This window comes from Nocardia sp. GP40, from assembly GCF_050434125.1.
Lineage (GTDB): Bacteria > Actinomycetota > Actinomycetes > Mycobacteriales > Mycobacteriaceae > Nocardia > Nocardia albiluteola.
The window spans coordinates 470,612-495,854 of record NZ_JBNPVW010000001.1 but is presented as its reverse complement, the minus strand read 5'-3'; the positions used below and the strand labels follow the sequence as shown (position 1 = coordinate 495,854).

Here is a 25,243-nt window from a genome sequence, read left to right as displayed (position 1 = left end):
CCGTCAGCGGAAGGTGCGCCGATAGGCGTGCGGGCTGACGCCGGTGGTGCGCTTGAAGCCGTCGCGGAACGCGGTGGGGGAACCGAATCCCACCACGGCGGCGATACGGTCGACGGTGTGATCGGTCGTCTCCAGCAGATGCTGAGCCCGCCGGACGCGGGCCCGCCGCACCCACTGCAGCGGAGTGGAACCGGTCTGCTCGCGAAAGTGCCGGATGAGGGTGCGCGGGCTGGTCCCGGCCCGGGCGGCGATGATCCCGACGGTCAGCTCCTGCGCCAGATTGTCCTGCAGCCATTGAATTGTCGGCTCCAGCGTCCCGCCCCGCGGGGCCGGCGGATGCGGCTGCACGATGAATTGCGCCTGTCCCCCTTCGCGTTCCAGCGGCATCACCGACAGGCGTGCCGCATCGGCCGCCACCGCGGAACCGTAGTCGCGGCGAATCATGTGCAGGCACAGGTCGAGTCCCGCCGCCGCGCCCGCGGAGGTCAGGATCCGGCCGTTGTCGACGTACAGCACATCAGGATCGACATCGATGTCCGGATGCATCGCCGCCAGCAGATCCGCGGCGGCCCAGTGCGTGGTGGCGCGCAGGCCGTGCAGCAGTCCGGTGGCCGCCAGCGCGAAGGTGCCCGAGCAGATCGAGGCGATCCTCGCACCGTCCGCGGCAGCCTCCAGCAGCGCCGCGCGCACCGACTCGGGCAGCGCGGTCACGGGCTCGGCGGTGCCGGGAACGACGACCGTATCCGCGCCGCGCAGCCCGTCCAGGCCCCACGGCGCGCGCAGGGTGAACAGCCCGGCGTCGACCTCCGGACGCCGCGCGCAGATCCGGATTCGATACCCCGGACGGCCGTCGGCCAGCCGGGTGCGGGAGAACACCTCGATCGGGGTGGACAGGTCGAACGGGATCACCCCGTCGAGCGCGAGGACGGCCACGGTGTGCACGGTCCGAGCCTAGCCCCGGGGTTGGCGTTTTTCCGTTGGGGGTTGTCGAAAATGCCACTGGGCGGTGGCCAGCGGCGCACCTAGCGTCGTCGGTGGGTTCGCACCGGAGCCCGGACACCCACTGCCCGAGGAGATTTCGTCCATGTCCTACGTCGCGCCGATCGTGATCGGCATGCTCTACGCGCTGCTGAACTCCCTCATTCGCGAGCCGCACCGGCGCCGGTTCAATGCCGTCATGGTGGCCGGAGCCGGCGCCGCCTATCTCAGCGGCGGCGGGTTCGGCGTCTGGGAGCTTCCGTTCACCGCCGTCATCACCTACTGCGCCTACCGCGGCCTGGAATCGTGGCGCTGGATCGGCGTCGCCTGGCTACTGCACACTGGGTGGGATCTACTGCACTATCTGAAGGGACATCCGATTCTGCCTTTCGCACACAATTCCTCGCTGGGATGCGCGATCTGCGATCCCGTCATCGCGGTGTGGGCGATCCGCGGCGGACCGGGCCTGCGTGGTGATGGTTTCCCGCGCCGGTGGTCCCGCCGGGCGCAGCCGGAAACCGCCTGATCACCTGGCATCTCTCGGCGACGGCCCGGACCCCACCGCGATCTCACCCGGGCAGGCTCTGCATCACCAGCCACAGCCGGCGGGGCAACTCCCCTTCCTCGAAGCCCTCCACTCGCTGCAGGGTCCACCCGTCGGCGAGGGTGTCGACCAGCTCTCGGGAGAAGAAGTGCACCGCGAATCCGCCGTGCTCGAAAATATCGTCGCCGCGGGCGATTCCGGCCCCGTAGTGCGCGTCGCCGGTGTGCCGCACCGTGTACACCAGCGTCCCGCCGGGCCGCAGCACCCGCCGGACCTCCGCGCCCAGGGCGAGGATTTCCTTGGTGGACAACGCCATACACAGCAGCATGTGGGCGAACACGGCGTCGACCGACGCATCGGCCAGCGGAAGCGGTTCGCGCACGTCTGCGACCGTCGTCTCGACGGACAGCCCGTCGAGACGCGCCCGGTCCTGTAATTGGCCGAGCCCGGTGGAGCTGAAATCGGTTGCCCGCACGTGAAATCCGAGGCGGGCCAGATACAGCGCGTCCCGGCCGTGCCCCGCGCCCAGCTCGAGCACGTCGCGCGCACCGGCGTCCCGGAACACCGCGCCCGCCTCGATCGCGGCCTGCGAGGGCTGGTCGCCGTACATCTCCGGATGTGCCCGATAGGTCTGCTGCCAGTGTTCTCGCTGGGTGTCGGCCAGGTCCCGCTCGGCGTCCCGCATGCCCTCATCCTGACCGACGGGCGCCCGCGGGCCGGACACCGGGTGCCCGCGCCGCAGTCAGCGCCAGCTGGGCAGCCAGAGGTGGGCCTGCCAGTCGCCGACCGTGACAGGCCAGCCCGTCATGATCGGCCACAGCCAGGCGAAGTTCGCCACGACCAGCCCCACGTACAGGCACACCAGCATCAGGCTCAGGGTTTGCCGTTCGCCGCGCGCCAGGAACCGGGACCCGACCGCAGCCGGATACAGGCCGGGCCCGGAGCCGCCCGGATACGCCGCGCCGCGCGCGAACGGGGCGGGGCCGAGGATGTCGCCCAGCACCAGCGCGATGCCGATCACCAGGAACGGAGCCATCGGCACCGCGTAGAAGAAGTACATCTGCCGGTCCAGGTCCATGAACCACGGCAGCAGACCGGCCAGGTACCCCACCAGCATCGCGGCGTACCGCCAGTCGAAACGGGTCACCGTCCGCCAGATCCCCCACCCCAGCATCGGCAGCGACACCCACCACATCGCGGGCGTGCCGATCAGCATCACCGCCGACACGCACGACGCCTGCCCGCAGCCGGTGACCCCGGTGTCGGCGTAGTGGTACAGCATCGGCCGCAACCCCATCGGCCACGACCACGGCTTGGACTCCCACGGATGGTGGTAACCGCCCGAATTGGTCAGGCTCTCATGGAATTTCAGTGATTCGCCCTGGTTGTGCCACAGCGAGCGCAACGCGTCCGGGATCCAGGACCAGGTGCCCCCGGCGCCGATCGCATTGCCCACCGAGTACCGGTCGTAGCCGTCCTCGCTCGCGAACCACAGGCCCCAACTGCCCAGATACACCAGCAGCGGTATCGCGACCAGCGCGTACAACGCCGGGACGATGTCGCGCACGATCGTGCCCAGCCACGGTCGCGGCACCCCGTACGCCCGCCGGGCGGCCACATCGAACAGCACCGACAGCAGCCCGAACGCCACGATGTAGTACAGGCCGGACCACTTCACGCCGGTCGAAAGTCCCAGCAGCACACCGGCACCGAACCGCCACCACCGCACGCCCAGCCGGGGGCCCCACGCGCTCACCGCGATTCGCCCCTGCGCATCCGCGCGGGCCAGCCGTTCGCGCACCACGTCGCGGTCCACGATCAGGCAGCCGAACGCCGCCACCACGAACAGCGCCTGGAAGATGTCGAGCATGCCGATGCGCGAGGTGACGAACGTGACGCCGTCGCAGATCAGCAGAATTCCCGCGATCGCGCCGAGCATCGTCGAGCGGGTCATCCGGCGCGCGATCCGAACGACGAGCAGCACCAGCACGATTCCGACGATCGCCGCGGAAAACCGCCAGCCCCACGGGGTGTAGCCGAAGATCGCCTCCCCCAGTGCGATCATCTGCTTCCCGACGGGCGGGTGCACGATGTAGCCGTAGGCCGCGTTGTCCTCCACCCCACCGCCGTTGAGCATTTCCCAGCCCTGATGGGCGTAGTACTTCTCGTCGAAGGTCGGCGTGCCGCCATCGGTCGGGTACGGCAGATTCAGCAGCCGGGTGATCGCGGCGAACGCGGTGATCACGAGCGTGACCACCCACCCGCGCAACCGATCCGCGGGCCCGAAATCCGGGGACGGGCGTCGCGGCGCCGGACTGGAGGAGCTCGGTCGCACATCGATCACCTGGGCCACAGTAGTGATGGTATGTGGTCGCCCTCACCACCGATCCTCGGCGTTGCGCGCCGAGTCGCGCAGTTTCCGGCGGCCGGCATGTCACCGCCACCGTGCTGGAGGCCCACGGCCTCGTCGAACGCCTTCCCCATCCCGGCGACCGGCGTCGCAAGCTGGTGACGCTGACGGCCGCCGGACACGCGGCCATCGCCACCGCGAACGAAATCATGCTGCGCACGCCCCGGCCATCGGGGCGCTCTCGGCCGCCGAACTCCGGCAACTGACCGCGTTGCCGACCCGCATTCGCGACGCGGACGGCTGACCTAGCCTAGCGCATCCGTTGACAAAGCGGAGCGCTGTTCCATATTGTTCCGGAACAGCGCTCCGTTTTCATTCCGGGCGCGGACACTCCCGCGACGCCGACCGTGCGCGCGGAACTCGATGAAAGAGGCGTTATGAAGACACCGTTTACCGAAGCTGCCGGATTCCCGATCGCTGCCGCATCCACCCCCGTCATCGCCTTCGCGCCGGTGGTCCTGCCGGTGCCGGGCCGGACAGTGGACCTGCGGATCAAGGTCTCCGCACCCGCCACGGGGAGCGATTTGCCGGTGATACTGCTGTCACACGGCCACGGACCGTCGAACTTCGTATCGTCCCTGCACGGCTACGGGCCGGTCGCGGACTTCTGGGCGGCGCACGGCTTCGTCGTCATCCAGCCGACCCACCTGGATGCGATGATGCTGGGCCTGCGCGAAGCCGACGACCCCGATGCCCCGCTGTACTGGCGCTCGCGGGCGCGGGACATGCACCACATCCTCGACCACCTCGATCTGATAGAGGCCGCCGTTCCCGGACTGAGCGGGCGCCTGAACCACGACCGGATCGCGGCGGTCGGGCATTCCATGGGCGGGCACACGGTCGGGCTGCTGTGCGGCCAGCAGGTCACGGTCGAGGGAACTCCGGTGGATCTGGCCGACGCCCGGGTCAAGGCGGGTGTGCTGATGGCACCGGCGGGCGGCGGTCAGGACGTCTCCGCCTTCGCCGCGGAGCACTATCCGGTCCTGCGCGCCACCAGCTTTGCGACGATGACGACTCCCGCCCTGGTGATCGTCGGCGACAACGATTGGAGCCCGCGCTTCTCCGAGCGGAAGGACTGGCGCAGCGACGCGTACTTCCACAGCCCGGGTCCCAAGAGCCTGCTGACGCTGTTCGGCGCGGAGCATGCCCTGGGCGGGGTGTCCGGGTACGACTCGAAGGAGACAACCGATGAGAACCCCGAGCGTGTCGCCGCGCTCCGGGCGCTCACCTGGGCCTACCTGCGCAGCACGCTCTACCCCGGCGATTCCGCCTGGGCCGATGCGATCGCCGCGCTGTGCGATATGCCAGAACCCTTGGGGCGCATCGAATCCAAGTAGAACCCGCGCGGTGGGGCGGGACCGGCCATCACCCTCGGCGCGACAGCAGGGCCGTCCCGACGATCGGGTCGGGCGCATCGTGCACCAGGTGCGCCCCCACACCACGACTCCACCTGCCGGGCAGCCCATTCATCGGCTCACCGCCTGAGACCACCGGCTGCGGCACTCTCGAGAACCGCACTCCGATGACCGAATATTCCGGCCTGCAACGTATTTCGTCCCCAGCCGACCAATCGGCGAAACAGGTGATCCATAGCAAACAGTCCGATCAGGGCGATACCGAATGCCGCAGCGCCCCACGGGCGCAGGCCGTAGGCGAGAGTCAGGGCGAAGACCAGAGTGCCCGGGCACGAATGCAGGGCGCCGTTCAGCAGGTTCTCGGCCGCGGGGAATCCCGCCCTGCGGTGGGTCGTGAGGGCGATGATCCACAGGCCCACGGGTGCGCAGGCCAGCAGGCCCGCCAGATGCGCGCCCAGCACCGGCTCGAATTCGGTGAGGCACACCATAATCGAGGCGATGACCAGCATCCGCACGGGCAGCTCCCAGCGCGCGGGATTCGTCGTCGCGGCGGGCGCTGCCACCGGCGGCCACAGCAGCAGTGCGGCCGCCGTCGCGACGACGACAAGGACCGCCATGACGGGAGCGGATCCGATCGCGGCCACGAGTATCAGTGCGGCGCCGATGATTCCGAGCGTGACCACGACCGCCGCCAGCGGGCTCCGAAGCCGCTGGCCGAGACGGCCGTATCCGACGCCGAACACAACCACCACCAGCAGACCGGAGGCCACGCCCGCGGCGGCCTGCGCGGCGGCGGTTCTGCCGTCGGTGATCAGAATGATCGCGAGAAAGGGGAAGGAGTAGAGGGGCAGACCGGCCACCCGGCCCCCGAGTCGGTGACCGAGCCGTCGCTGGAGCGCAGTTATCACAAGGATCGTCATCACCGGCAAGGCCACGCGCAGAATCAGAACATCCATGCGGTTCACGTTTCCATGACATCTCCCGAATATGGCTCGTAAATCTGTTGATATAGGAGCATCTCACCGATTAAAGCTCGACACTTGCCTCGATAGGCCGAGTTATTCACAATCAATGCATGGACGATATCGACCGCTCACTGGTCCGGCTGCTGATGCGGGACGCCCGACGCACCTACAACGAACTCAGCAAGGATGTGCGGCTCTCGGCGAACACCGTCGCCGACAGGGTGCGCCGCCTGCACGCCTCGGGCGTCATCGGCCGCTTCCGGGCCGAGTTGGATCCCGCCGCCCTGGGGCGCGGTTTGAGCATGGTCGCCGACGTCCGCCTGCGCGACGATATCGACCGCCTGAGCTTCGAGATCGCGGTTCGTTCTGTCCGCCAGGTGGTTTCGGGGGCTCGAATGACCGGGGAGTACGACTACCAGCTGCGCCTGGCCTGCATCGACCCGGCGGAGTACGAGACCGTGGTGGATCAGCTCAAGCGCCAGCACGGCGTCCGGGAGATCCGCAGCCGGCTCGTGTTGCACGACATGGACATCGATGCGGGCAATCTCCTCGATTTGGACTGATCACCCTGCGCCCCATGCACTTTCCGCACTGATGGGTGCCACCGGACCATGCGAATCACGGGAGTGGATGCCGAGCGCTTCCGGCCCGTCGGCGACCGTTCCGGCGGCAGGCACGTGTGGGCCGTGGCGTTACCGGTGTCCGCCCTCGTTCCCGCTCAGCGCGGCGGTAAGGGCGGGCCGATCGAGTTTCCCGCGCGGTGTGCGCGGCAGGCTGTCGAGGCTCAGGATCCGGACGGGCATGCTCGGCCCGGGCAGTGTGCCCCGGAGCAGCCGCCGAATTTCCGGCACGGTCGGAGCATCGGCGCTCGCGACGATCGCGGCGGCGGGCACCTCGCCCATGCGCGCGTCCGGCACCGCGACGCAGGCCGCCTCCGCGACGCCGGGGATCGCGGCCAGGGCGGTCTCCACGGCGGTGAGGTCCACATTGAACCCGGCCCGGATCAGCATGTCCCCGGCGCGGCCGAAGAGCTGTAGTTCGTTGCCGCACACCAGCCCCCGGTCCCCCACCGACATCCAGCCGTCGACCGGACCGCCCACGACGCCCGCGGCGGTGAGGTACCCGTCGAACAGCATGTCGCTGCGGACGAAGACCAGCCCGTCGCGAACCTGCGCCTCGACCCCGGCGAACAGCTGCCCCGCCGAATTCTCCAGTTCGGAGCCGAGCCCGCGGTCGAACGAGACGAAACTCAGCTCCGAGGCGCCGTAGAAGTGCACGAGCGAGGCGTTCGGCAGCAGGGCCCGCAGCGCCTCCCGGCCCGAGCGGGGCCAGCGGGCCGCGGACGAGAGCACCTCGCGCACGCTTCCGATCGGCCCCGGCACCGATCGCACGGCGTCCCAGGCCAGCGTCGGCACCGAATACAGGTGTGTCGCACCGCCGTTCAGCGATATCTCGACCGACCGCAGGTCGACGGTCGCGCCCCGGGTCAGGGCATGCAGGGCGCCGTACAGGAAGTGCGTGTGGTCGAGCACGCCGGGCACCGCGACCCGGTCCCCCACGCCGATGCCGAAGGTGGCGTCGGAGCGATCCAGGGTCGCGGCCCACGATTTCTGGTTGCGCACAAACAATTTCGGTTCACCGGTGGTACCGGAGGTGATGCCGACCAGTAACTCGCCGCCGGGTTGCGCAACGCCGAACCGGCCTTCTGATTCCAGGTCCGCGGCGGTGTGTATCGGTCCCTCGAGCCCCATGCGCCGCAGTCGCGGATGCTGGCGCGCCTGCGCGATCACCACGCCGGCCGCGGTAATCCTGAGCATCCGGGCCAGCTGATCCGGCGGCAGATGCCGATGCAGCAGCACCACGCTCACCCCGGCGCGCATGGCCGCCACCACCGCGACCAGCGAGTCGATATCCGAGGTCGGGAGCACCGCAACACGATTCATGCCCAGCAGTCCGGCGGCGGTGCGGGTGACGCGCCCCCAGAATTCGCGATATCCGATCTCGCCGTGCCGCGACACCACCGCGGCCGCCTCCGGATGCGCGGCGACCCGCCGGGCGATGCGCGCGGCCAGTAGCTCGGTCATCCGCTCGAGCCTACCGACGGCGTCGCTACCGGACAGGACCGGGCCATCGAAGCTCACCCGCGAACGAAGCCATGTTCCACACCGCGCCGACCACCCTCGCACCGAGTCGCCGAGGGCCGGGTAATTCCGGGCTGGAGGCGCGAATTCCTACCCAGGTATGTCGACGACGCTCACATTGGCTGCTAGACGTAGTCCATGCAGACTTCGGGTATGAAACTGAACGGTTCACGGGTGCTGGTCACCGGGGCCACCGGCGGCATCGGCGAGGCGATCGCCGCCGCGTGTGCCGCGGCGGGCGCGAGCGTGATCGTCTCGGGGCGGCGGGCCGAGGCCGTGACGAAGGCGGCCGCGCAGGTCGGCGGGAAGGCGGTCGTCGCGGACCTCGCCGCGGACGGCGCGGTCCAGTCCCTGCTCGCCGAGGCGGGCGAGGTGGATGTCGTGATCGCCAATGCGGCCCTACCGGGCTCGGGCGATCTGTTCGACTACACCCCCGAACAGATCGATCGGGCGATCACGGTGAATCTGCGTGTGCCGATGTTGTTGGCGCGCTTGGCAGGTGAGCAGATGATCGCCCGCGGCCGGGGGCATCTGGTGTTCATCAACTCGCTGTCCGGCAAAACCGCCTCGGGCGGCGCCTCGATCTACAACGCGACGAAGTTCGGCCTCCGCGGATTCACGCTGGCATTGCGCGAGGACCTGCACGACCGGGGCGTCGGAGTGTCCAGCATCTATCCGGGCTTCATCCGGGATGCGGGCATGTTCGCGAAGTCCGGCGCGAGCCTGCCGCGGGGCCTCGGGACCCGCACCCCCAAGGACGTCGCCGATGCGGTGGTGAAAGCGGTGGAAAACAACATCGCCGAACTCGATGTCGCGCCGGCACCCCTGCGGCTGGGCGGCGCCATCGGCCTGGCCCTGCCGAAACTTTCCGTCCGCCTCTCCCGCCGGATGGGCGCGGAGATCATGGGCCAACTCGCCGAGGGCCACCGCGTCCGCGACATGCGGTAAACCGCGCGTCCGGCCACGATGGCGGCCGCGGCCACCGTATGCACTCATCCGCGGCCACACTCGGAGCAGCGGGGACCGGATCGCATGAAGCGGGCGCTACCGCCGACCCGGTAGGCCGCCCGGGCGGAACCCGGGGCGCAGACGCGGATCCCGGACAGGTCGACGTGCACCGGGTACGGGACCGCAGTGGTGAGGGTTTCGGCGTGAACGCCGGCCGGCGCCGGGTCGTACGCACCGGACTCGTCGTCGAGCCAGTACTGGTAGACGATCGGGCGGTCGTCCTGTCCGCGCTCGACGCGCCAGAAGTTGGCGATTCCCGCGGCGGCATAGAGCTGTGGTTTTCGGAACCACTCGTCGCTGTGGGAGATGGTCGACACGATCTCCACCACGAGGGCCACCGACTCGGCGGGCACATACTCCGGCGCGCAGCCGGCCGGTACCCGTGACTCGTCGACGACCACGATATCCGGCCTGGCGACAGTGAATTCATCGGCCAGCAGGCGCCGATCGGCGAATACCGCATACGGCGCGCGGCGCGCCCGCTGCAGCCCGCCTGCCAACGTCTCACGAGTAACCCTGTGCCAGTACCCGATTCGCCCCCGCGCAACGATCCGCCCGGCGATCAACTCCCAGTCGAACGGCAAATCCCGCCTACTGACCTGCTCATAGGTAAACCCTCCGCGAGCACCCCGCACCCGCTCGACCGGCCTGGTACCCATCGACCCCACCTTCCCCACCGCGGAGGCATCCCCAACCCCCGATCCGCCCCCACGCTAGCCCTCCGCGGCCCGAAACCCCAGCTCATCCCGACATCCGCACCCGGACATCCATAGCCATCGCCTGGCGAGGCTTCAGGACTGCTGAGCTTCCTTCTCGGCATGCTGCGCCTGAGCCAGCTGTTCGGGCGTGTACCGCAGCGAGATACCGATCAGGCCGACGACGATCGAACCGAGGCCACACAGGAGCAGCACCAGCGTGTAACCGCTACTGAGGGCGGTGATTTCGTGGGGGGTCATATCGGCTGCCTTACCCGTTCGACCGCCCATGGCCAGGGTGCGCGAGGCCGCGACGGGGCTCAGCAGCCCCACCGCGAGTGGAGTACCGAACGCGAAGATCATCTGGCCGATTGCCGACAGCGGCCCGACCTCGGACACCGGCACACCGACGAGAAGGCATTGTGGCGCAACGACGATAACGATGCCGACGCCGAATCCGGCCACCAGCAACAGGATCAGCAGCGTCGGAAAATAGTGCACCGAGCCGTCCAGAGTCGAACCGTACAGCCCGGCCGCCGCGAGCAGTACCGCCGCGGTGCCCAGCAGCCACCGCGGTTTGACCAACTGCGCGGCCATGGAGGTGACGGCGCTTCCCGCCCCGGCGCCGAGGGTGAACGGAATGGACGCGAGGCCGGCCTCCAGCGGGCTGAACCCGACGACGTTCTGCAGGAACTGGGCCACGAAGTAGGTCATCGCGCCGAGCACACCCGAGCCGAGCAGCAGGGCGACAAAGGTCACCGCGCGCTGGGGGTCGCGGAACAGGCCCAGCGGCAGCACCGGGTTCTCGGCAAATCGTTCCGCGGCGACGAACGCGGCCAGCAGCACGAACCCGGCGATCAGGGAGCCCACGATTGCCGGGCTGGTCCAGCCCATCTCGGGCCCCTCGGTCGCGCCGAAGACCAGGCTCGTGCATCCGAGCGTGCCCAGTACCGAGCCGCGCACGTCGAGCGGAATCCGGTGATGGTCGGTGTCGCGGAGCGCGAAGACGGCGCCGAGCACGATGAGCACGCCGATCGGCACGTTGATCAGGAAGATGAACCGCCAGCTCAACTGGGTCAGCGCCCCGCCGATCACGAGACCACCGACCGACCCGACCGCGACCATCGACCCGAAGATGGCGATCGCCTGGGTTCGCGCCTTCCCGGGCGCATAGGTGCTGACGACCAGCGCCATCGCCGTCGGTGCGGCCATGGCGGCGCCGGCGCCCTGAACGGCGCGCGCGGCAATGAGCATCGCCTCGTCCTGCGCCAGTCCGCAGAACAGCGAGGCCAGCGTGAACACGGAAACACCGATGATCAGCATTCGCTTGCGGCCGAACATGTCCCCGATCCGGCCGCCGAGCAGCATCAGCCCCGCGAAGGTCAGGCCGTACGCCGTGACCGTCCATGCACTGCCGGAGCTCGACAGCCCCATCTGATGCGGATCCTGCAGCCGCGGTAACGCGAGGATCACGATGGTCCCGTCCAGCACCACCATCAGGTTCAAACCGCTGAGCACCAGGATCGGCAGCCCGAAGGCCCGCTGGGTCACCGGATATTCCATCGTCACAGCGGGATCATCGGGCACAGTGTGCCACTGTAACCGATACCTTCCGTACCAAGAATGCGCCCGCTCCCGGCCATACTGTCCATTCTCCTCGGCTGCGCACCGCGTTCGATCCGCATCGCGCGCTGTTGCACTCCGGCCTCGACCTCGGCCGGATCACTGCCCGCCGGACGCAGATTCGAGAGGAGCGGGGGCGCCGGTGGCGAAACCGGCCGTGGGCCCGATCACAATGATCGCCGGGGGACGAATGCCCTCACCGCGCACGCGCTCGGCGACCGTCGCGAGGTCGGCGCGCAGCACGCGCTGGGTGCGCAGGCTGCCCTCCTGTACGACGGTGACGGGGGTGTCGGCGGGACGGCCGCCCTCGAGCAGAGCGGCGGCGAACTTGTCGATTCGCTCGACCGCCATGAGCAGCACCAGCGTGCCGCGCAGGCGGGCCAGCGCGGGCCAATCCACCAGGGAGTCCGGATGATCGGGTGCGATATGGCCGCTGACCACGACGAATTCATGGGTCACGCCGCGATGCGTAACCGGAATCCCGGCCAGCGCGGGCACCGAGATGGCGCTGGTCACGCCGGGCACCACCGTGACCGGAACACCCGCGGCCACGCACGCCTCGAGTTCCTCGTAGCCGCGGCCGAAGACATAGGGGTCACCGCCCTTGAGCCGGACCACGAACTTGCCCGCCTTCGCGCCCTCGATCAGCGCGGTATTGATGGCCTCCTGCGCCATCGCGCGGCCGTACGGAATCTTCGCGGCGTCGACGACCTCCACCTCGGGCGAGAGCTCGGCGAGCAGCTCGGGCGGCGCGAGACGATCGGCGACAACGAGATTCGCGCGCGCCAGCAACCGCCGCCCGCGCACGGTGATCAGATCCGGATCACCGGGCCCGCCGCCGACGAGCGCCACGCCGGGCGCGGCGGGTTCGGAATCGCCGGTGACCATCCCCGACTGCAGCGCCTCGAGCAGAGCGTTGCGCACGGCGGCCGAGCGGCGGTGCCGTCCCCCGGCGAGCACCCCGAGGGTCATGCCGTCGTAGCGCGCGGTCGCCGGGGTGACGGCGGTGCCGCGCCGGGCGTTGTCCGCGCGCACGCAGAAGATGCGGCGGGTTTCGGCCTCGGCCACCACGGCGGCGTTGGTGTCCGGCTCGTCGGTGCACGCGATCGCGTACCAGGCACCGTCGAGGTCGCCGCCGACATACTCGCGCAGTTCGACGGCGATCTGCCCGGATGCCGCCATCGCCTCGACGGCCGGGGTCACGGTGCGGCTGATCACGCGCACGTCGGCACCCGAGGCGATGAGGAGGCCGAGCCGGCGCTGCGCGACCGTGCCCCCGCCGACGACCACGACTCGGCGATGGGCCAGATCGAGCCCGACCAGATAGTTCGGGTCACCTGTTTGCTGATCGTCCTGCGTGTTCGGCACAATTTTCGAGCCTACGGGCTGCGCGGGCCCGATCCGCAACCGCCCACGCTGGAGGAAAGCTACGGGATGGCAAGCCGGCGGAGCTTGCGGAGCCGGCGGGGTGGGTAAGCTCAGAGCAGCCCGCGGACCTTGTCTGGGGTGATCCGCACGATCACCCGGTCGGCATCGTTGACCGAGCTCGGGTTGAACTCGAGATACGGCTTGCCGGTGTACTTCAGCGACAGGCGATCCGGCAGTTCCTTATCCGGATCCGGCGTGATCGTCACGGTGCCGCGGATCTCCGCGTAGGTGAACGGGCTCTCGGGCGGCACGATCATCACCGTGACGCGCGGATCGCGCACGATGTCGCGGTACTGCTGGCGGCCGACGGTGGTGGAGTACACAAGCTCGTCCCCGTCGCGTTCGATCCAGATCACGGTGAGATGCGGCTGCCCGTCGCGGCTCAGCGTGGCGAGTGTCGCGTACACCGGGGTGTTGTCGATGTGCTTCTTCAGGCCATCGGAGAATTCCACTGTCATATCGGATGCGAACCCGGCGTCGCACCGACTCATTCCCGTACCCGCGATACCGCGGAATTTTCGGAGCATCCGATGCTTCGTCCGCCCGGGTTCGGCCGCACCACAGGGGATTTCGTGACCGCTGCCGTGGTCTCGGGGCCTCTGTACTGAATCGGATTCAAATCTACCTTGCCCGGTTCGAGGAGCCGCATTACGCTTCGAATCTGAATCCAATTCAAACAATGGAGGCACGGTGGTCGGCAACCGACGCGGCGGTACCTCGCGCGCCGCGCTGCTGGAAGCGGGCAGAACCGCGTTCAGCAGTGACCGGTACGAGGAGGTGTCGATCGTGGATCTGGCGCGCTCACTCGGGGTGGCGGCGGGCTCCATCAGCTACCACTTCGGCGGTAAGCGCGGCTTCTACCTCGCGGTGCTGGAGCTGGTGGCAGAGGAATTCTGGGGGGAAATGCTGTCGATGCGCGGGCCCGCGCTCGAACGGCTGAACCGAGGCGTGGATCGGCTGCTGGATCATGCTCTGGCACAGCCGGGTTCGTTCGAAGCACTGCTGGCCGACACCGCCGATGCCGAGGTTCGGCAGATCCGGGATCGGCATCGGCAACGCTTCGCCGAGGCGATGGTGACCGAGGTCGCCGGCACCGACGCGAGCGCGGTACTGCGGGCGGCGGTCAACGGCTGGCTGTCGTTCATCGACGGGATCGTGGTGTATTGGCTGCACTCCCGGGAGTTGTCGCGCGAGCAGATCCGCGAGCTCATCGTCACCAACTTCTTCGGCACCGTGCTGGGCGCGGTCCGCACGGATCCGGATATCGAGTTGACCCAGCGGGTCGTCGACGCGGTGCTGTCGGACCCGAAACTCTTGTCCTTCATCGGTTTCCATGCGGCGACCGGCGCCGTCGAGAGCAAGGAGTAGGTCGATGGCCGAATACTTTCCGCAGGGCCCGGCACGGCTGGTGCATCATCCGCTTGCGCGTGCCGCGGCCGGCGTGATCGGACCGCGCGGGCTGCGGCGCGCCGATCGGCTGCGGCACGCGGTCGAGGGCAAGGTGGTCGTGATCACCGGTGCCTCGTACGGCGTCGGCGAAGCCACCGCCGAACTGTTCGCCCGGGCCGGGGCACAGGTGGTGCTGGCGGCGCGATCGCTGGACCGGTTGCAGGAGGTCGCGGATCGGATCGTTGCCGCCGGCGGGCGAGCGAACGCCTATCAACTGGATTTGACCAGCGAGCAGTCGATCACGGAGTTCGCCGCGGCGGTGCTGTACGACTTCGGCGGCGTCGACGTCCTGGTCCACAATGCGGGCAAGTCGCTGCGCCGGTCGATACATCTGTCCTACGACCGGCCGAAGGATGTCACCGCCACGACCGGCGCGAACTACGTCGGCCCGATGCGGCTGACGCTCGCGCTGCTGCCGTCGATGCGCGCCCGCGGCAGCGGCCACATCGTGAATGTGTCGACGGTCGGAATCATGTTTCCGGTCGTGCCCAAGTGGGGCTTCTACCTGTCGTCGAAGGCGGCCTTCGACTGGTGGATGCGCGCGGTCGGCATGGAGGCCCGCGCGGACGGCGTCACGCTGACCACCTTCTACGCGGGCCTGATGCATACCCGCATGAGCGCGCCGAGTGCCTGGATGCGGGTGCTGCCCGGGCAGACCCCACGCGACGCCGCGCGCGTGATCGCCCGGGCCGTGGTGGACAAGCCGCGCACGATGACCCCGCTGTACGGTCACCCGTCGGCGATCATGGTGCCGCTGTTGCGATTACCGCTCGAGATCGTCCTCGGCTTCCTCTACCGCTATCTCGGTGATACGCGGGCATCGCTGGCCGGCGCGGGGATCCGGACCGCGCCGCCGATGGACAGCGCGGACGCCGGGGATCCGGAGGCGCGCCGTGTCGTCCGCTGAATTCGGCCGCCAGATGCGGCAGTGGGCCACGGCCTTGCCCGCGGTCCTGCGTTCGGGAATCCTGGCCCCGGTCGGGCCGGTCGCCGGGGCGAAGCTCGCGGCGAGCATGCACAGGTTCGGACCGACACCGGCAATGCTGCTGGCCGCCAGCGCGATCCGTCACCCCGACCGGGTGGCCATCATCGACGACACCGGCGAGCTGACCTATCGGCAGCTGCAGGAGCGGGCCGAGACGGTCGCGGCCGGGCTCTTCGCGCTCGCGCCGTCCAGGCCGCGGTCGGTCGGCATCCTGTGCCGCAACCACCGCGGCTTCGCGATCGCCATGAGCGCCGGAGCGCAGCTCGGCGCCGAGCTGATCTTCCTCAATACCGAACTGCCCCAGCAGCAGTTGCAGGCCATCCTGCATCGCCACGACCCGGACGTGCTGATCTTCGACGGGGAATACGCTGCCGCGGTCCAGGATTCACGGTACCCGGGCATCCGGGTGCTGGCCTGGCACGATCCGGATGCCGCGCCGCCCGGGGTACCGACCCTGGATCTGCTTGCCCGGCAACGGCACCCCGCACCACCGCCGTCGCGGCGCGCGGTGCGGCTCACGCTACTGACGTCCGGTACAACCGGCGTCGCGAAAGGGGTGCCGCGGGCGGTGCGACCGCGCGCGATAGCGGAGCTGTGCGCGACCGCCATGAGCACGCTGCAGCTGCGCTCCCGCGACGTCGTGTCGGTTGCCCCGCCGTTTTTTCACGCGTACGGACTCGCCGCGCTGCTGGGCCCGCTCACGCTGGGCGCCACGGTTGTGTGCCACCGCCGCTTCGATGCACGACAGGTACTGAACGACATTGCGCGGCACAGGGTCACGGTGCTGAATGTGGTCCCGGTCATGGCGGAGCGACTACTCGCGACGGGGCCGGACACCGCCGATCTGTCGTCGCTGCGGCTGATCCTCACCGGCGCCGCGCCGATCTCACCGACCAGTGTGTCGGCGGTCATCGATGCCTTCGGCCCGATCCTGGTCAACGGCTATGGCTCCACCGAGGCCGGGCTGGTCGCCGTCGCCACCGCCCGCGACCTCGCGGAACAGCCGGCCACGCTCGGCGGGCCCGCACTCGGTGTGTCACTGCGAATTCTGCGGCCGGATCGCTCGCGGGCGACGGCCGGGGAGACCGGAATGATCTTCGTGCGTGGCGGATTGGGCTATGAGGGGTACACCCCCGACGCCGTCTTTCAGCCGCAGGCCAAGGAAGTCGTCGACGGCCACGTCAACACCGGCGACATGGGGTACCTGGATGCGCAGGGGCGGTTGTACATCGACGGCCGCTCCGACGACATGATCGTCTCCGGTGGCGAGAACATCTTCCCCGGCGAAGTCGAGGACCGCCTGGTCGCGCACCCCGATCTGGCCGACGCGGTCGTCATCGGCGTCCCCGACCCCGAATACGGAGAGGTCCTGCACGCGTTCGTCGTCGGGGTCCCGGGCCGTGCGGTGCCCTCCGAGGATCAGCTGAAACGGCACGTGCGGGCCGGGCTGGAGCGGTACAAGGTGCCCAAGCGGTTCATCATGATCGAGCAGATACCGCGCAACCCCAGCGGCAAGGTGCTGCGTTCGGCACTGCGGACTTGGGACGCGTCGTGATCGACACCGGCCACGATCGCGCGCTGACTACCGTTCCTGCGGAGCGTTCTGCACCCAGTGAAATCCACCGTGGCGCACGGGAAACGCGTCGGCATCGAACCGCTGCAGCGCGATGGTCACCGCATGCCCGCCCACCTCGCCGGTCAGCGCCGCGCGGTCCGGCGTGGGCTGGGAGAAGGTCAGCGCCCCCAGCGGCTCGGGCCGCTCGGCGATCGTCGCCAGGACGATCCGCCGGCTGCCAGGAGCGACGGTCGCCCGCGCGTACTCGATCGTGTCGTCCATACGCTGATAGGCCACGACACCCGGATACTCGAACACCATTCGGCGCCAGCGGGTCTGGTCGGTGACCAGCGGCGGCACGACCTGCCCGTCACGGGTGAACTCCGACACCGTCCAGATGCCGTACAGCGGCGGCTTGATGTGATCGGGGCCGATCTCTTGATAATCCCGCAGCCCGACGTGCACCAGCCCGGTTCCCACCCACACGCCGATGATCACCTGCACCAGCGCGGCGATGCGCCGCGCCCGGACCCCGCGGAAGGGGTATGGAGCCCTCGAGGGCCCCGCCGCGCGTCCCAGCAACACCGAGGCCAGCCGGCGCGCCTCGGGCGCCACCAGCAGCAGGCTCAGCAGCATCAGGTGAAACGACAGAGTCTTGACCGGCACGTCGAAGGTCATGTTCAGCACGAAGACCTGCGCCATGTCCACCAGCGCCAGCATCGCCCCGAGCAGGGCGGTGCGGGGAATGAACAGCAGCACACCGGCGGCCACCTCGGCGGCGCCGAGCAGCATCTCGTACGGCTGAGAGGCGCCGACCTGATTCCACAGCACTCCGATCGGGGTGAGATCTCCGTACGGTGTGAGCAGGGTGGTCAGCGCCGGCCTGGGCATCTGGGTCGGAATCAGCTTCGCGAAACCGTAGGACAGCATCTGCCCGGCCAGCAGCAGCCGGACGACCAGCAGAAACCAGCCCGCCAGGCGTCGGTAGGCGATGCGGCGGCGATCCAGGAGCGTCCACACAGCCGTGGCAACCAGCGCGATCACGAGCAGGCAGAACAGCTGCACCCAGAAGATGGCCTGATCGCCGCTGCCGCTGAGATATGCCCGCGCGCCGACGCCGAAGACCACGCGCCCCACCCATCCGAGCGCGGGTTCGAACAGCCGCTGCATCCACACGCCCGACCGGGGCGACAGTGAGCCGAGGAACCATCCCGCACCCATCAGCGTGATCTGCGAGATCGTCAGGCAGAACAGCCCGAAATAGACGAAGCAGAAGCGGAACGCCATACGAGTGAGCGGATTCCACCCCGCCTCCGGCCCCTCTGTGTCCACGCGTACCCCCACCCCACCGCCCCCGTCAGCACTCTCCTGCACCTCGGGCCGATTCTCCTCCGCCGCAGTCGTTGTCATGTGCACCCCCTATCCGATGAAGCCGCTGACGATTTCACAAGACCGCACCGCCTCGGACATCCGGACGATGCCATCCTTGATACACCACGCCACCGACATCACCGCATATCCGCACGAACCGCGTCGACGCCTCGATCCCCGGGCAATCGCGGGTCCCGGTGAGCGGAACTGCGCGAAATCGGCACCGGATTCACCACCGGCCACGACTAGAACGCGTTACATTCCCTCCATCGCGCCCTCCGGTCACGACGGCGCCGCACCCGTCGGCGACCGGTGGCACGCAGGCACTTCTCACGCTCAGGAGGTCCCACATGGCGGCCGAATCCGATCATGATCCCGAACAGGCCTGGCACCTGACCGTCAGCACCCGCGACCTGGATGAAACCGCCGCCCGCCTGGCGAGCTGGCTGGGCACGAAGGTGGACTGCGCGGGGGCGGCGAAGGTCACCGGCCTGACCCGCCCGCAGGCCGGGGGCATGTCGTCCACGACGATATTGTTCGATGCGAGCTGGGAGGCCGGCGGCGAGCCCGGCGGCGGATCGTTCGTCGCCCGGATGGCGCCGGAGCCGCAGTCGTTTCCGGCATTCGAAACCTACGACCTGACACGGCAATTCACCATTATGCAGACGGTCGCCGCGCAGGCCGATGTGCCCATACCGGGACTCTGCTGGCTCGAGGAGGACGAATCCGTCCTGGGCGCACCATTTTTCGTGATGCGCCGGGTGGACGGCAGGATTCCGGAGGACAACCCGCCGTACGTCTTCGTCGGGTGGCTGCACGATGCCACCCCACAGGAGCGAATGCAACTGACCCGCAACACCATCGAGATCATCGCCAAGATCCACGACATCGCCGAGCCGGTCGCGAAGTTCCCGATGCTGACCACGCCCGGCGCCGAGTCGGCGCTGCGCGCGCACGTGGACGCCGCCCGTGCCTGGTACCACTGGGCCCTGGCCGACGACGGCTATCCGATTCTATTGCTGGAGCGGGCATTCGAGTGGCTCGAGCAGCACTGGCCCGAGGATCCCGGTCCCGACGTGCTCAGCTGGGGTGATTCGCGCCCGGGCAACATCATCTACCGCGAGTTCGATCCGATCGCGGTGCTGGACTGGGAGATGGCGGCGCTGGGACCGCGCGAGCTCGACGTCGCGTGGGTCATCTTCATCCACCGCTTCTTCCAGGACATCGCCACCCGATTCGGCCAGCCGGGCCTGCCGGACTACCTGCGCCGCGCGGACGTGGTCGAACACTACGAGGCGATCACCGGATATCGCCTGCGGGACCTGGACTTCTACCTCGTCTACGCCGCACTGCGGCACGGGGTGATCATGGCCCGGGTCAAGCGCCGGATGATCCACTTCGGCGAGGACACCGACACCCCGGACCGCGACGACTACGTCATGCACCGCACCTGTCTCGAGCAGTTGCTCGACGGCACCTACGACTGGGAGTGAGAGATCGTGCCCGAATCCACCGGCCCCGTACCCGTTCCGCTCGACGAGTACCCGATCCACCAGACCCCGCTGTCGCTGGCCCGCGTCGCCAGCAGCGACCGGAACTTCTACGACCGCAGCTATTTCAACGCCCACGACCGGACAGGAGGCACCTTCCTGGTGACGGGCATGGGCGTCTATCCGAATCTCGGCGTCACCGACGCCTACGCCTGTGTTCGCCGCGGCAATATCCAACGCGCCGTGCGCTTTTCGACCGAACTGGGCGATCGCGCGCTGGAGCAGCGAGTCGGCGGCTACCGGGTCGAGGTGGTCGATCCGCTGCGCCGCCTGCGAATCATCTGCGAGCACGACGATCTCGGCTTCGATCTGACCTGGACCGGCTCGTCCCCCGCCGTGATGGAGCAGCCGCATCTGATCCTGGCGCACAATCGCCCGATCATCGACGCCTCCCGCTTCGCCCAGCTGGGTTCGTGGGAGGGCACCCTCAGCGTCGAGGGCGTCGACCTCGCCGTGGACCCGCAGGTCTGGATGGGCAGCCGGGACCGCTCCTGGGGCATCCGGCCGGTCGGCGAGACCGAACCGGCGGGCCGCGCGGCCGCGCAGGGAGCGGGCGGATTCTGGTGGCTGTACGTGCCGCTGCGGTTCGACGACTTCTCGATCATCGTGATCGTGCAGGAGAATCCGGACGGCTTTCGGACACTCAACGACGCCACCCGCATCTGGGCCGACGGACGGGTGGAGCAGCTCGGCTGGCCCCGGGTGCACATCGAATACCGGTCGGGCACCAGGATTCCCGTCGCGGCGCGGCTGGAAATGACCGCGCCGGACGGCAAACCGGTCGAGGTGGAGGTGAGTCCGCAGACCTTCGTGCCGCTGCACGTCGGCTGCGGCTACGGCGGCGATCCCGACTGGCAGCACGGCACCTGGAAAGGAACCGATTGGTCTTCTTCGGTGCGCTACGACCTCACCGACCCCGCTGTCGCGGGGCGCATTCCCTGGGGCGTCATCGACCACGTCGCGCAGGCCCGCTGCGACGACGCCGAGGGCTGGGGCCTGTTCGAGCACGCCAGCCTGGGTCGCCACGATCCGACCGGATTCGCCGACTGGACCTCGGTCGCCCCCTGAGCGCGCGCATCCGCCGCCACCGCGTCCCGCCGCGCCTGCGCCGATGTGACCCGGCTCTCGGGTAGCCTGCCAGCGATTACAAGCCCGGACCGCTCGCGTCCGGGACGGCACAGCGAAAGGCGAAGCACCATGAGAGCATCGGTAATCTCGCGTGTCGCGGCCGGAGCCGTGCTCGCGGCGGCCACGGTGACCGCACCGGCACTGCTGACACCGGCGGCATCCGCCGCACCGGAATCGGCCATCTCGGTGTCGATGGCGGGATCGGCCCTAAGCCCGGTCAACACCGGCACCATCGGGTGTCGGCAGACGGCCGTGGCCACGGTGAAGAATCCGGACGGGAGCCCGGTGTCCCAGGGCAACGTCGACTTCTTCAGCCATCTCGCGGGACTGAGCGGCAACCTGGTCGGCACGGCACGGATATCCAAGGGCACCGCCAGCGTCGTGTGGGCCCCGGACCGCGCGGGCGAGCACGTCATCAGCGCCATCTACTACAACGACGGCGCCGGGGTGCAGCCGGTTGCCGGCTCCGCGGTGATCAGGGTGCTCCCGTTCCCCGGCGTCTGCGTGTAGCCGGCACCCGGTCGCGGGCGGGCGCTCGGTAGCCCGCCCGCGGCACACCTGCCGGCTACCGCCGTGCCCTATCGTCGGGTCCATGCCCAAGCTCCGGACAAGAGTGATCGCGGCCGCGGAAGCGGCACTGGCCCAGCGCAAGTACGTCTCCCCGGTGGATGTGCTGGTCGGATTGGGCTGGTTGCGGTCGGCCCACGTCGAGCAGTGGCGGCAGGGCCGGGCGACATCGCTGCAGCAGCTTGCCGCGGTCGACGCAGGCCGCATGCGCGAGGCGGTGGCACTGCTCGGCGAGTGGGCCCGCGCGGGCGGCCTCACCCCCAGCGACACCGCCTATATCGCCGGAACCCGCGACCAGGCACCGCTGTCCTTCGTCGCCGGCGGGGACGACGCGGAGTTCCGCATCCATTGGCTCTCACCGAATCTGAGCCCGGCCCGGCGCGAGCAGCTCGTCAAGCGCCAGAACAAGGCCCCCGATCTCATGGTGGTGGAGGCGGCCTCGGAGTGGAGCTGCGCCGAATGTTCGGGCACCGGACCGTATCTCATCATGTCCGACGCCGGAGCGTTGTGCCTGACCTGCGCCGACCTCGATCATCTCGAATTCCTGCCCGCCGGGGACGCGGCGCTGAGCCGCCGCGCCAAGAAGGAGAGCACCCTGGCAGCGGTCGTGGTCAGATTCAATCCCCGCCGTAAACGCCACGAGCGCAAGGGAATTCTGGTCGAGGAGCAGGCCCTTTCCCGAGCCGAGGAGCAGTGCCTGGCCGACGAGGAGGCGCGGCTGCGCCGCCGCGAGCGCGATGCGGTGCGGCGGGCCGATCAGGACGTCGAATTCCAGGCGCGGATGACCGCGGAGATCCGGACGCTGTTCCCGCACTGCCCCGCCGAGCGCGCGACCCTGATCGCCGACCATGCGGCCCTGCGCGGCAGCGGCCGGGTAGGGCGCAGCGCCGCGGCGAAGGTACTCGACCGGGAGGCGGTCACGCTGGCGGTGGTCGCCTCGATTCGCCATCTCGACACGGACTACGACCATCTGCTCATGCAGGGCGTCCCGCGCCGCGAGGCGCGCGCGAAGATCCGGCCGACCCTGGATCGGGTACTCGAAGCGTGGCGCGGGTGAGCTAGGCCGAGCCGGGACGCGCGACCGCGATCGTGACGGCATCGATCACGGTCTTCGTAACGACAAGATGCCCTGTGCCATAGCACTTTACGCAGGCCAGCAGTGCGGCTGCCTCGGCGACGCTGGCGGTGGCCAACGCCGCGGCCGTGCGCTGGGCCGGATTCGGCACCTCGACCTCGGCAAGCTCCGCCGGTGAGAAAGCCACTGTCGACGCTCGCAATTCGCGTGCCGCGCGTTGGAACCCTGGCTCGCGCGCGCGCCGATCGACGGTGGCAAGACATCGAACGCCGCTGTCCCCCACGATTTCCCGCACGGCGTGCACGATTGTCTCCCCCGCCGTGCCCGGGCGGCATCCGACGCCCACCACCGGACCCGATATGGCGGACCGATCCCCTGCAAGCCCGGCCCGCACACTCTCGGCCCACGTACCGCCGTCCGGCCCCTCGCCGGTCCGGCCGTCACCGCCGCTGCCCGGCCCGCATTCCTCGGCAGCGACACCGTCGTCCGGGCGAAGTTCGCCGCCGGAACCCACCGGAGTGCGCTCGTCGATCACCGCGGGCCGGGTGGGCGCTACCCGTCGGTTCACGAGACCGGGCCCGAGCACCACAACCCGTGTCCGGGCATGGTCTGCAACGGGGCCCAGGAGCGCCGACTCCGGCCCGGGCGGCTCATACATCGGTCCACGAGACCAGGCCAGAGCACCACAACCCGGGTCCAGGCATGGTCTGCAACGGGGCCCAGGAGCGCCGACTCCGGCCCGGGCGGCTCATACATCGGTCGGGTCCGCGGCGAACTCGGCGGCCGCAGCGACGAATCGTGCGACCGCCGAGGGATTCCCGGCGGGGTGAGTATGCAGGTAGGACGCGTGCACCCGGCGGACCACAGCCCCCTCGCGGATCGTCTCACCGATGGGTGCACGCCAGGCCCATGCGGGGGTTTCGGGACCGGCGGCGGTCAGGCGGGTGCGGTGGAATTCGTGGCCGCGCACGCGTTCTCCGGACGTCCACAGCGGAGAATTGCTCAGCGCCACCGCATCCCGGTAGCCGAGGGTCAGGCGGGGACCGAATTCTGCCGTGGCGTCCACGACTCCGGCCATCCGATGACCGTCGAGGCTCTTGGCCAGGTACAGCAGCCCCGCGCATTCGGCGTGCACCGGCATACCGGCCAGGCACGCCCGGCGCACGGCGTCGAGCAGTCGCTCGTTCGCGGCCAATTCGGCCGCGTGCTCCTCCGGGAAGCCGCCCGGCAACACCAGACCGGCGGTGCCGGTGGGCAACTCGTCACGGAGCGGATCGAAGACCACCACCCGAGCGCCCGCCGCCGCCAGCAGTTCGCGGTGCTCGGCATAACCGAACGTGAACGCCGCCCCACCCGCCATCGCGATCGCGGGCGCGGGATCAACGACCCGAACCGCGCCGGCGGTCGCAGGCACGACGCTCCCAGCGGCAATCGACCGGCCGAACCGGGCACCGAATGTTCCTGCGCCGGAACGGCCTCCAGCGGTACGACCGGATGTAGCCGCCGCTTCGAGGGCAGGCTTTCTTGCGGCTGAGGGATCGACGCTCGAAAGCTCATGGGCCGCCGTCAGCTCCGCGACCGGATCCCAGATCGGGCCGCTGTCCCGGGCATCGGCCAGGCGCGCTATCCCCGCCAGATCCACGTGCGCGGCAACGAGTTCGATCATCGCCTCCACCGCCGAACTGGCCGCCGACCCGTGCTCGACAGCCGGTATCAGCCCCAGATGCCGTGAGGGGACTGCCAATTCGCTCATGCGCGGCAGCGCACCCAGCACCGGCAGGCCCACCCGGTCGCAGGCCGCGCGCAGCACCTGCTCGTGCCGTTCGCTGCCGACCCGATTGAGAATCACCCCGCCCAGGCGGATCTCGCTGTCGTAGGTGGCGAATCCGTGCAGCAGGGCGGCCAGGCTCTGGCTGTGCCCGCGGGCGTCCACGACCAGGACGACGGGCGCGCCCAGCAGCGCGGCGATCTGCGCGGTCGAGCCCTCCGCCACGGGTGCGGCCTGGTGCTCGTCGATGCGGCCGTCGAACAGGCCCATCACGCCCTCGACCACCGCCAGATCGCAGCCCTGTGTCCCGTACCGGTACAGCGGCAGTATCCGTTCGGCACCCACCAGGACCGGATCCAGGTTCCGGCCCGGTCGCCCGGCCGCCAGGCCGTGGTATCCGGGATCGATGTAGTCCGGACCCACCTTGAAGGGGGCCACCGCGTGCCCTGCCCGACGCAGCGCTCCGATCAAACCCGTTGCGAGCGTGGTCTTTCCGCTGCCCGATGCGGGGGCCGCGATCACCACCGCGGGGGTGTTCACCACGCGCTCGATTCGCGCGGCTCACACGACCGCCGCTCGGCGACTCCGGCCGGGGACCGCCGCGTCCTGGCGATCACGGCGAGTCCGGTGCGGACGTTCGCGCGGGAG

General features: G+C 69.4%; 24 protein-coding genes. 12 read left to right on the top strand and 12 right to left on the bottom strand.

Annotated features, from left to right (window positions below):
* Positions 1–3: 3 nt before the first annotated feature.
* Positions 4–942, bottom strand: coding sequence for a GlxA family transcriptional regulator (locus ABH933_RS02055; RefSeq protein WP_429414479.1), 939 nt, complete (start codon positions 940–942; stop codon positions 4–6).
* A 142-nt stretch (positions 943–1,084) separates the two neighbouring features.
* Between ABH933_RS02055 and ABH933_RS02050 the strand changes: the two genes are divergently transcribed.
* Positions 1,085–1,504: a DUF6010 family protein gene (locus tag ABH933_RS02050; RefSeq protein ID WP_429414476.1), complete on the top strand. Its 420-nt coding sequence runs from the start codon at positions 1,085–1,087 to the stop codon at positions 1,502–1,504.
* Positions 1,505–1,547: 43 nt separating this feature from the next.
* Here the strand turns inward: ABH933_RS02050 and ABH933_RS02045 are convergent, their stop codons facing one another.
* Together ABH933_RS02045 and ABH933_RS02040 are read right to left on the bottom strand one after the other, a co-directional pair.
* Positions 1,548–2,207, bottom strand: a complete 660-nt coding sequence (locus tag ABH933_RS02045) for a methyltransferase domain-containing protein (protein ID WP_429414473.1) — start codon at positions 2,205–2,207, stop codon at positions 1,548–1,550.
* Between the two features lie 57 nt (positions 2,208–2,264).
* The gene (locus tag ABH933_RS02040; protein WP_429414470.1) at positions 2,265–3,875 is read right to left on the bottom strand and encodes a dolichyl-phosphate-mannose--protein mannosyltransferase; all 1,611 of its coding nucleotides are present in this window, start codon (positions 3,873–3,875) and stop codon (positions 2,265–2,267) included.
* A gap of 14 nt (positions 3,876–3,889) precedes the next feature.
* On the opposite strand from ABH933_RS02040, the gene ABH933_RS02035 reads away from it, so the two are divergent.
* Together ABH933_RS02035 and ABH933_RS02030 are read left to right on the top strand one after the other, a co-directional pair.
* Positions 3,890–4,138 carry a hypothetical protein gene (locus tag ABH933_RS02035; RefSeq protein ID WP_429414467.1) on the top strand — a complete coding sequence of 83 codons (249 nt, stop codon included), beginning with the start codon at positions 3,890–3,892 and terminating at the stop codon, positions 4,136–4,138.
* Positions 4,139–4,309: 171 nt separating this feature from the next.
* On the top strand, positions 4,310–5,269 hold the full coding sequence (locus tag ABH933_RS02030) for an alpha/beta hydrolase family protein (protein ID WP_429414464.1): 960 nt from the start codon (positions 4,310–4,312) through the stop codon (positions 5,267–5,269).
* A 137-nt stretch (positions 5,270–5,406) separates the two neighbouring features.
* Here ABH933_RS02030 and ABH933_RS02025 read toward each other — a convergent pair whose 3' ends face one another.
* Positions 5,407–6,243: a hypothetical protein gene (locus tag ABH933_RS02025; RefSeq protein ID WP_429414461.1), complete on the bottom strand. Its 837-nt coding sequence runs from the start codon at positions 6,241–6,243 to the stop codon at positions 5,407–5,409.
* Positions 6,244–6,362: 119 nt separating this feature from the next.
* Between ABH933_RS02025 and ABH933_RS02020 the strand changes: the two genes are divergently transcribed.
* The gene (locus ABH933_RS02020; RefSeq protein ID WP_215923710.1) at positions 6,363–6,815 is read left to right on the top strand and encodes an Lrp/AsnC family transcriptional regulator; all 453 of its coding nucleotides are present in this window, start codon (positions 6,363–6,365) and stop codon (positions 6,813–6,815) included.
* A 129-nt stretch (positions 6,816–6,944) separates the two neighbouring features.
* Here the strand turns inward: ABH933_RS02020 and ABH933_RS02015 are convergent, their stop codons facing one another.
* Positions 6,945–8,336, bottom strand: coding sequence for an AMP-binding protein (locus tag ABH933_RS02015; RefSeq protein ID WP_429414457.1), 1,392 nt, complete (start codon positions 8,334–8,336; stop codon positions 6,945–6,947).
* Positions 8,337–8,546: 210 nt separating this feature from the next.
* Between ABH933_RS02015 and ABH933_RS02010 the strand changes: the two genes are divergently transcribed.
* Positions 8,547–9,341, top strand: coding sequence for an SDR family NAD(P)-dependent oxidoreductase (locus ABH933_RS02010; protein WP_429414454.1), 795 nt, complete (start codon positions 8,547–8,549; stop codon positions 9,339–9,341).
* Between the two features lie 44 nt (positions 9,342–9,385).
* Here ABH933_RS02010 and ABH933_RS02005 read toward each other — a convergent pair whose 3' ends face one another.
* The 4 genes from ABH933_RS02005 to ABH933_RS01990 form a co-directional block, all read right to left on the bottom strand.
* Positions 9,386–10,060, bottom strand: coding sequence for a Uma2 family endonuclease (locus tag ABH933_RS02005; RefSeq protein WP_429414452.1), 675 nt, complete (start codon positions 10,058–10,060; stop codon positions 9,386–9,388).
* A 132-nt stretch (positions 10,061–10,192) separates the two neighbouring features.
* On the bottom strand, positions 10,193–11,659 hold the full coding sequence (locus ABH933_RS02000) for an MFS transporter (RefSeq protein ID WP_429415684.1): 1,467 nt from the start codon (positions 11,657–11,659) through the stop codon (positions 10,193–10,195).
* A 159-nt stretch (positions 11,660–11,818) separates the two neighbouring features.
* Positions 11,819–13,087 (bottom strand): uroporphyrinogen-III C-methyltransferase, encoded by a 1,269-nt coding sequence (cobA, locus tag ABH933_RS01995; protein WP_429414449.1) that lies wholly within the window; start codon positions 13,085–13,087, stop codon positions 11,819–11,821.
* Positions 13,088–13,197: 110 nt separating this feature from the next.
* Positions 13,198–13,605 (bottom strand): PPOX class F420-dependent oxidoreductase, encoded by a 408-nt coding sequence (locus ABH933_RS01990; RefSeq protein WP_429414447.1) that lies wholly within the window; start codon positions 13,603–13,605, stop codon positions 13,198–13,200.
* A gap of 232 nt (positions 13,606–13,837) precedes the next feature.
* Between ABH933_RS01990 and ABH933_RS01985 the strand changes: the two genes are divergently transcribed.
* Genes ABH933_RS01985 through ABH933_RS01975 form a run of 3 tightly spaced genes read left to right on the top strand, consistent with a single transcriptional unit; the run spans position 13,838 to position 17,136 of the window.
* Positions 13,838–14,515: a TetR/AcrR family transcriptional regulator gene (locus ABH933_RS01985; protein WP_429414444.1), complete on the top strand. Its 678-nt coding sequence runs from the start codon at positions 13,838–13,840 to the stop codon at positions 14,513–14,515.
* 4 nt (positions 14,516–14,519) lie between these two features.
* The gene (locus tag ABH933_RS01980) at positions 14,520–15,503 is read left to right on the top strand and encodes an SDR family NAD(P)-dependent oxidoreductase (RefSeq protein ID WP_429414442.1); all 984 of its coding nucleotides are present in this window, start codon (positions 14,520–14,522) and stop codon (positions 15,501–15,503) included.
* A 13-nt stretch (positions 15,504–15,516) separates the two neighbouring features.
* Positions 15,517–17,136, top strand: a complete 1,620-nt coding sequence (locus tag ABH933_RS01975) for an AMP-binding protein (RefSeq protein WP_429415681.1) — start codon at positions 15,517–15,519, stop codon at positions 17,134–17,136.
* A 27-nt stretch (positions 17,137–17,163) separates the two neighbouring features.
* Here the strand turns inward: ABH933_RS01975 and ABH933_RS01970 are convergent, their stop codons facing one another.
* Positions 17,164–18,546 (bottom strand): DoxX family protein, encoded by a 1,383-nt coding sequence (locus tag ABH933_RS01970; protein ID WP_429414440.1) that lies wholly within the window; start codon positions 18,544–18,546, stop codon positions 17,164–17,166.
* 311 nt (positions 18,547–18,857) lie between these two features.
* Between ABH933_RS01970 and ABH933_RS01965 the strand changes: the two genes are divergently transcribed.
* The 4 genes from ABH933_RS01965 to ABH933_RS01950 all read left to right on the top strand — a co-directional run bounded on the left by ABH933_RS01965 (position 18,858) and on the right by ABH933_RS01950 (position 22,809).
* Positions 18,858–20,000, top strand: coding sequence for a phosphotransferase family protein (locus tag ABH933_RS01965; RefSeq protein WP_429414437.1), 1,143 nt, complete (start codon positions 18,858–18,860; stop codon positions 19,998–20,000).
* Between the two features lie 6 nt (positions 20,001–20,006).
* Positions 20,007–21,125, top strand: a complete 1,119-nt coding sequence (locus tag ABH933_RS01960) for a hypothetical protein (RefSeq protein ID WP_429414435.1) — start codon at positions 20,007–20,009, stop codon at positions 21,123–21,125.
* Positions 21,126–21,254: 129 nt separating this feature from the next.
* Positions 21,255–21,695 (top strand): hypothetical protein, encoded by a 441-nt coding sequence (locus ABH933_RS01955; protein ID WP_215923719.1) that lies wholly within the window; start codon positions 21,255–21,257, stop codon positions 21,693–21,695.
* Between the two features lie 82 nt (positions 21,696–21,777).
* Positions 21,778–22,809, top strand: coding sequence for a DUF2293 domain-containing protein (locus ABH933_RS01950; RefSeq protein WP_429414431.1), 1,032 nt, complete (start codon positions 21,778–21,780; stop codon positions 22,807–22,809).
* A gap of 1 nt (position 22,810) precedes the next feature.
* On the opposite strand, the gene ABH933_RS01945 is transcribed toward ABH933_RS01950, so the two are convergent.
* Together ABH933_RS01945 and ABH933_RS01940 are read right to left on the bottom strand one after the other, a co-directional pair.
* Positions 22,811–23,485, bottom strand: a complete 675-nt coding sequence (locus ABH933_RS01945; RefSeq protein ID WP_429414429.1) for a cobalamin biosynthesis protein — start codon at positions 23,483–23,485, stop codon at positions 22,811–22,813.
* Positions 23,486–23,575: 90 nt separating this feature from the next.
* Positions 23,576–25,135, bottom strand: coding sequence for a cobyrinate a,c-diamide synthase (locus tag ABH933_RS01940; RefSeq protein ID WP_429415678.1), 1,560 nt, complete (start codon positions 25,133–25,135; stop codon positions 23,576–23,578).
* Between the last annotated feature and the right edge of the window lie 108 nt (positions 25,136–25,243).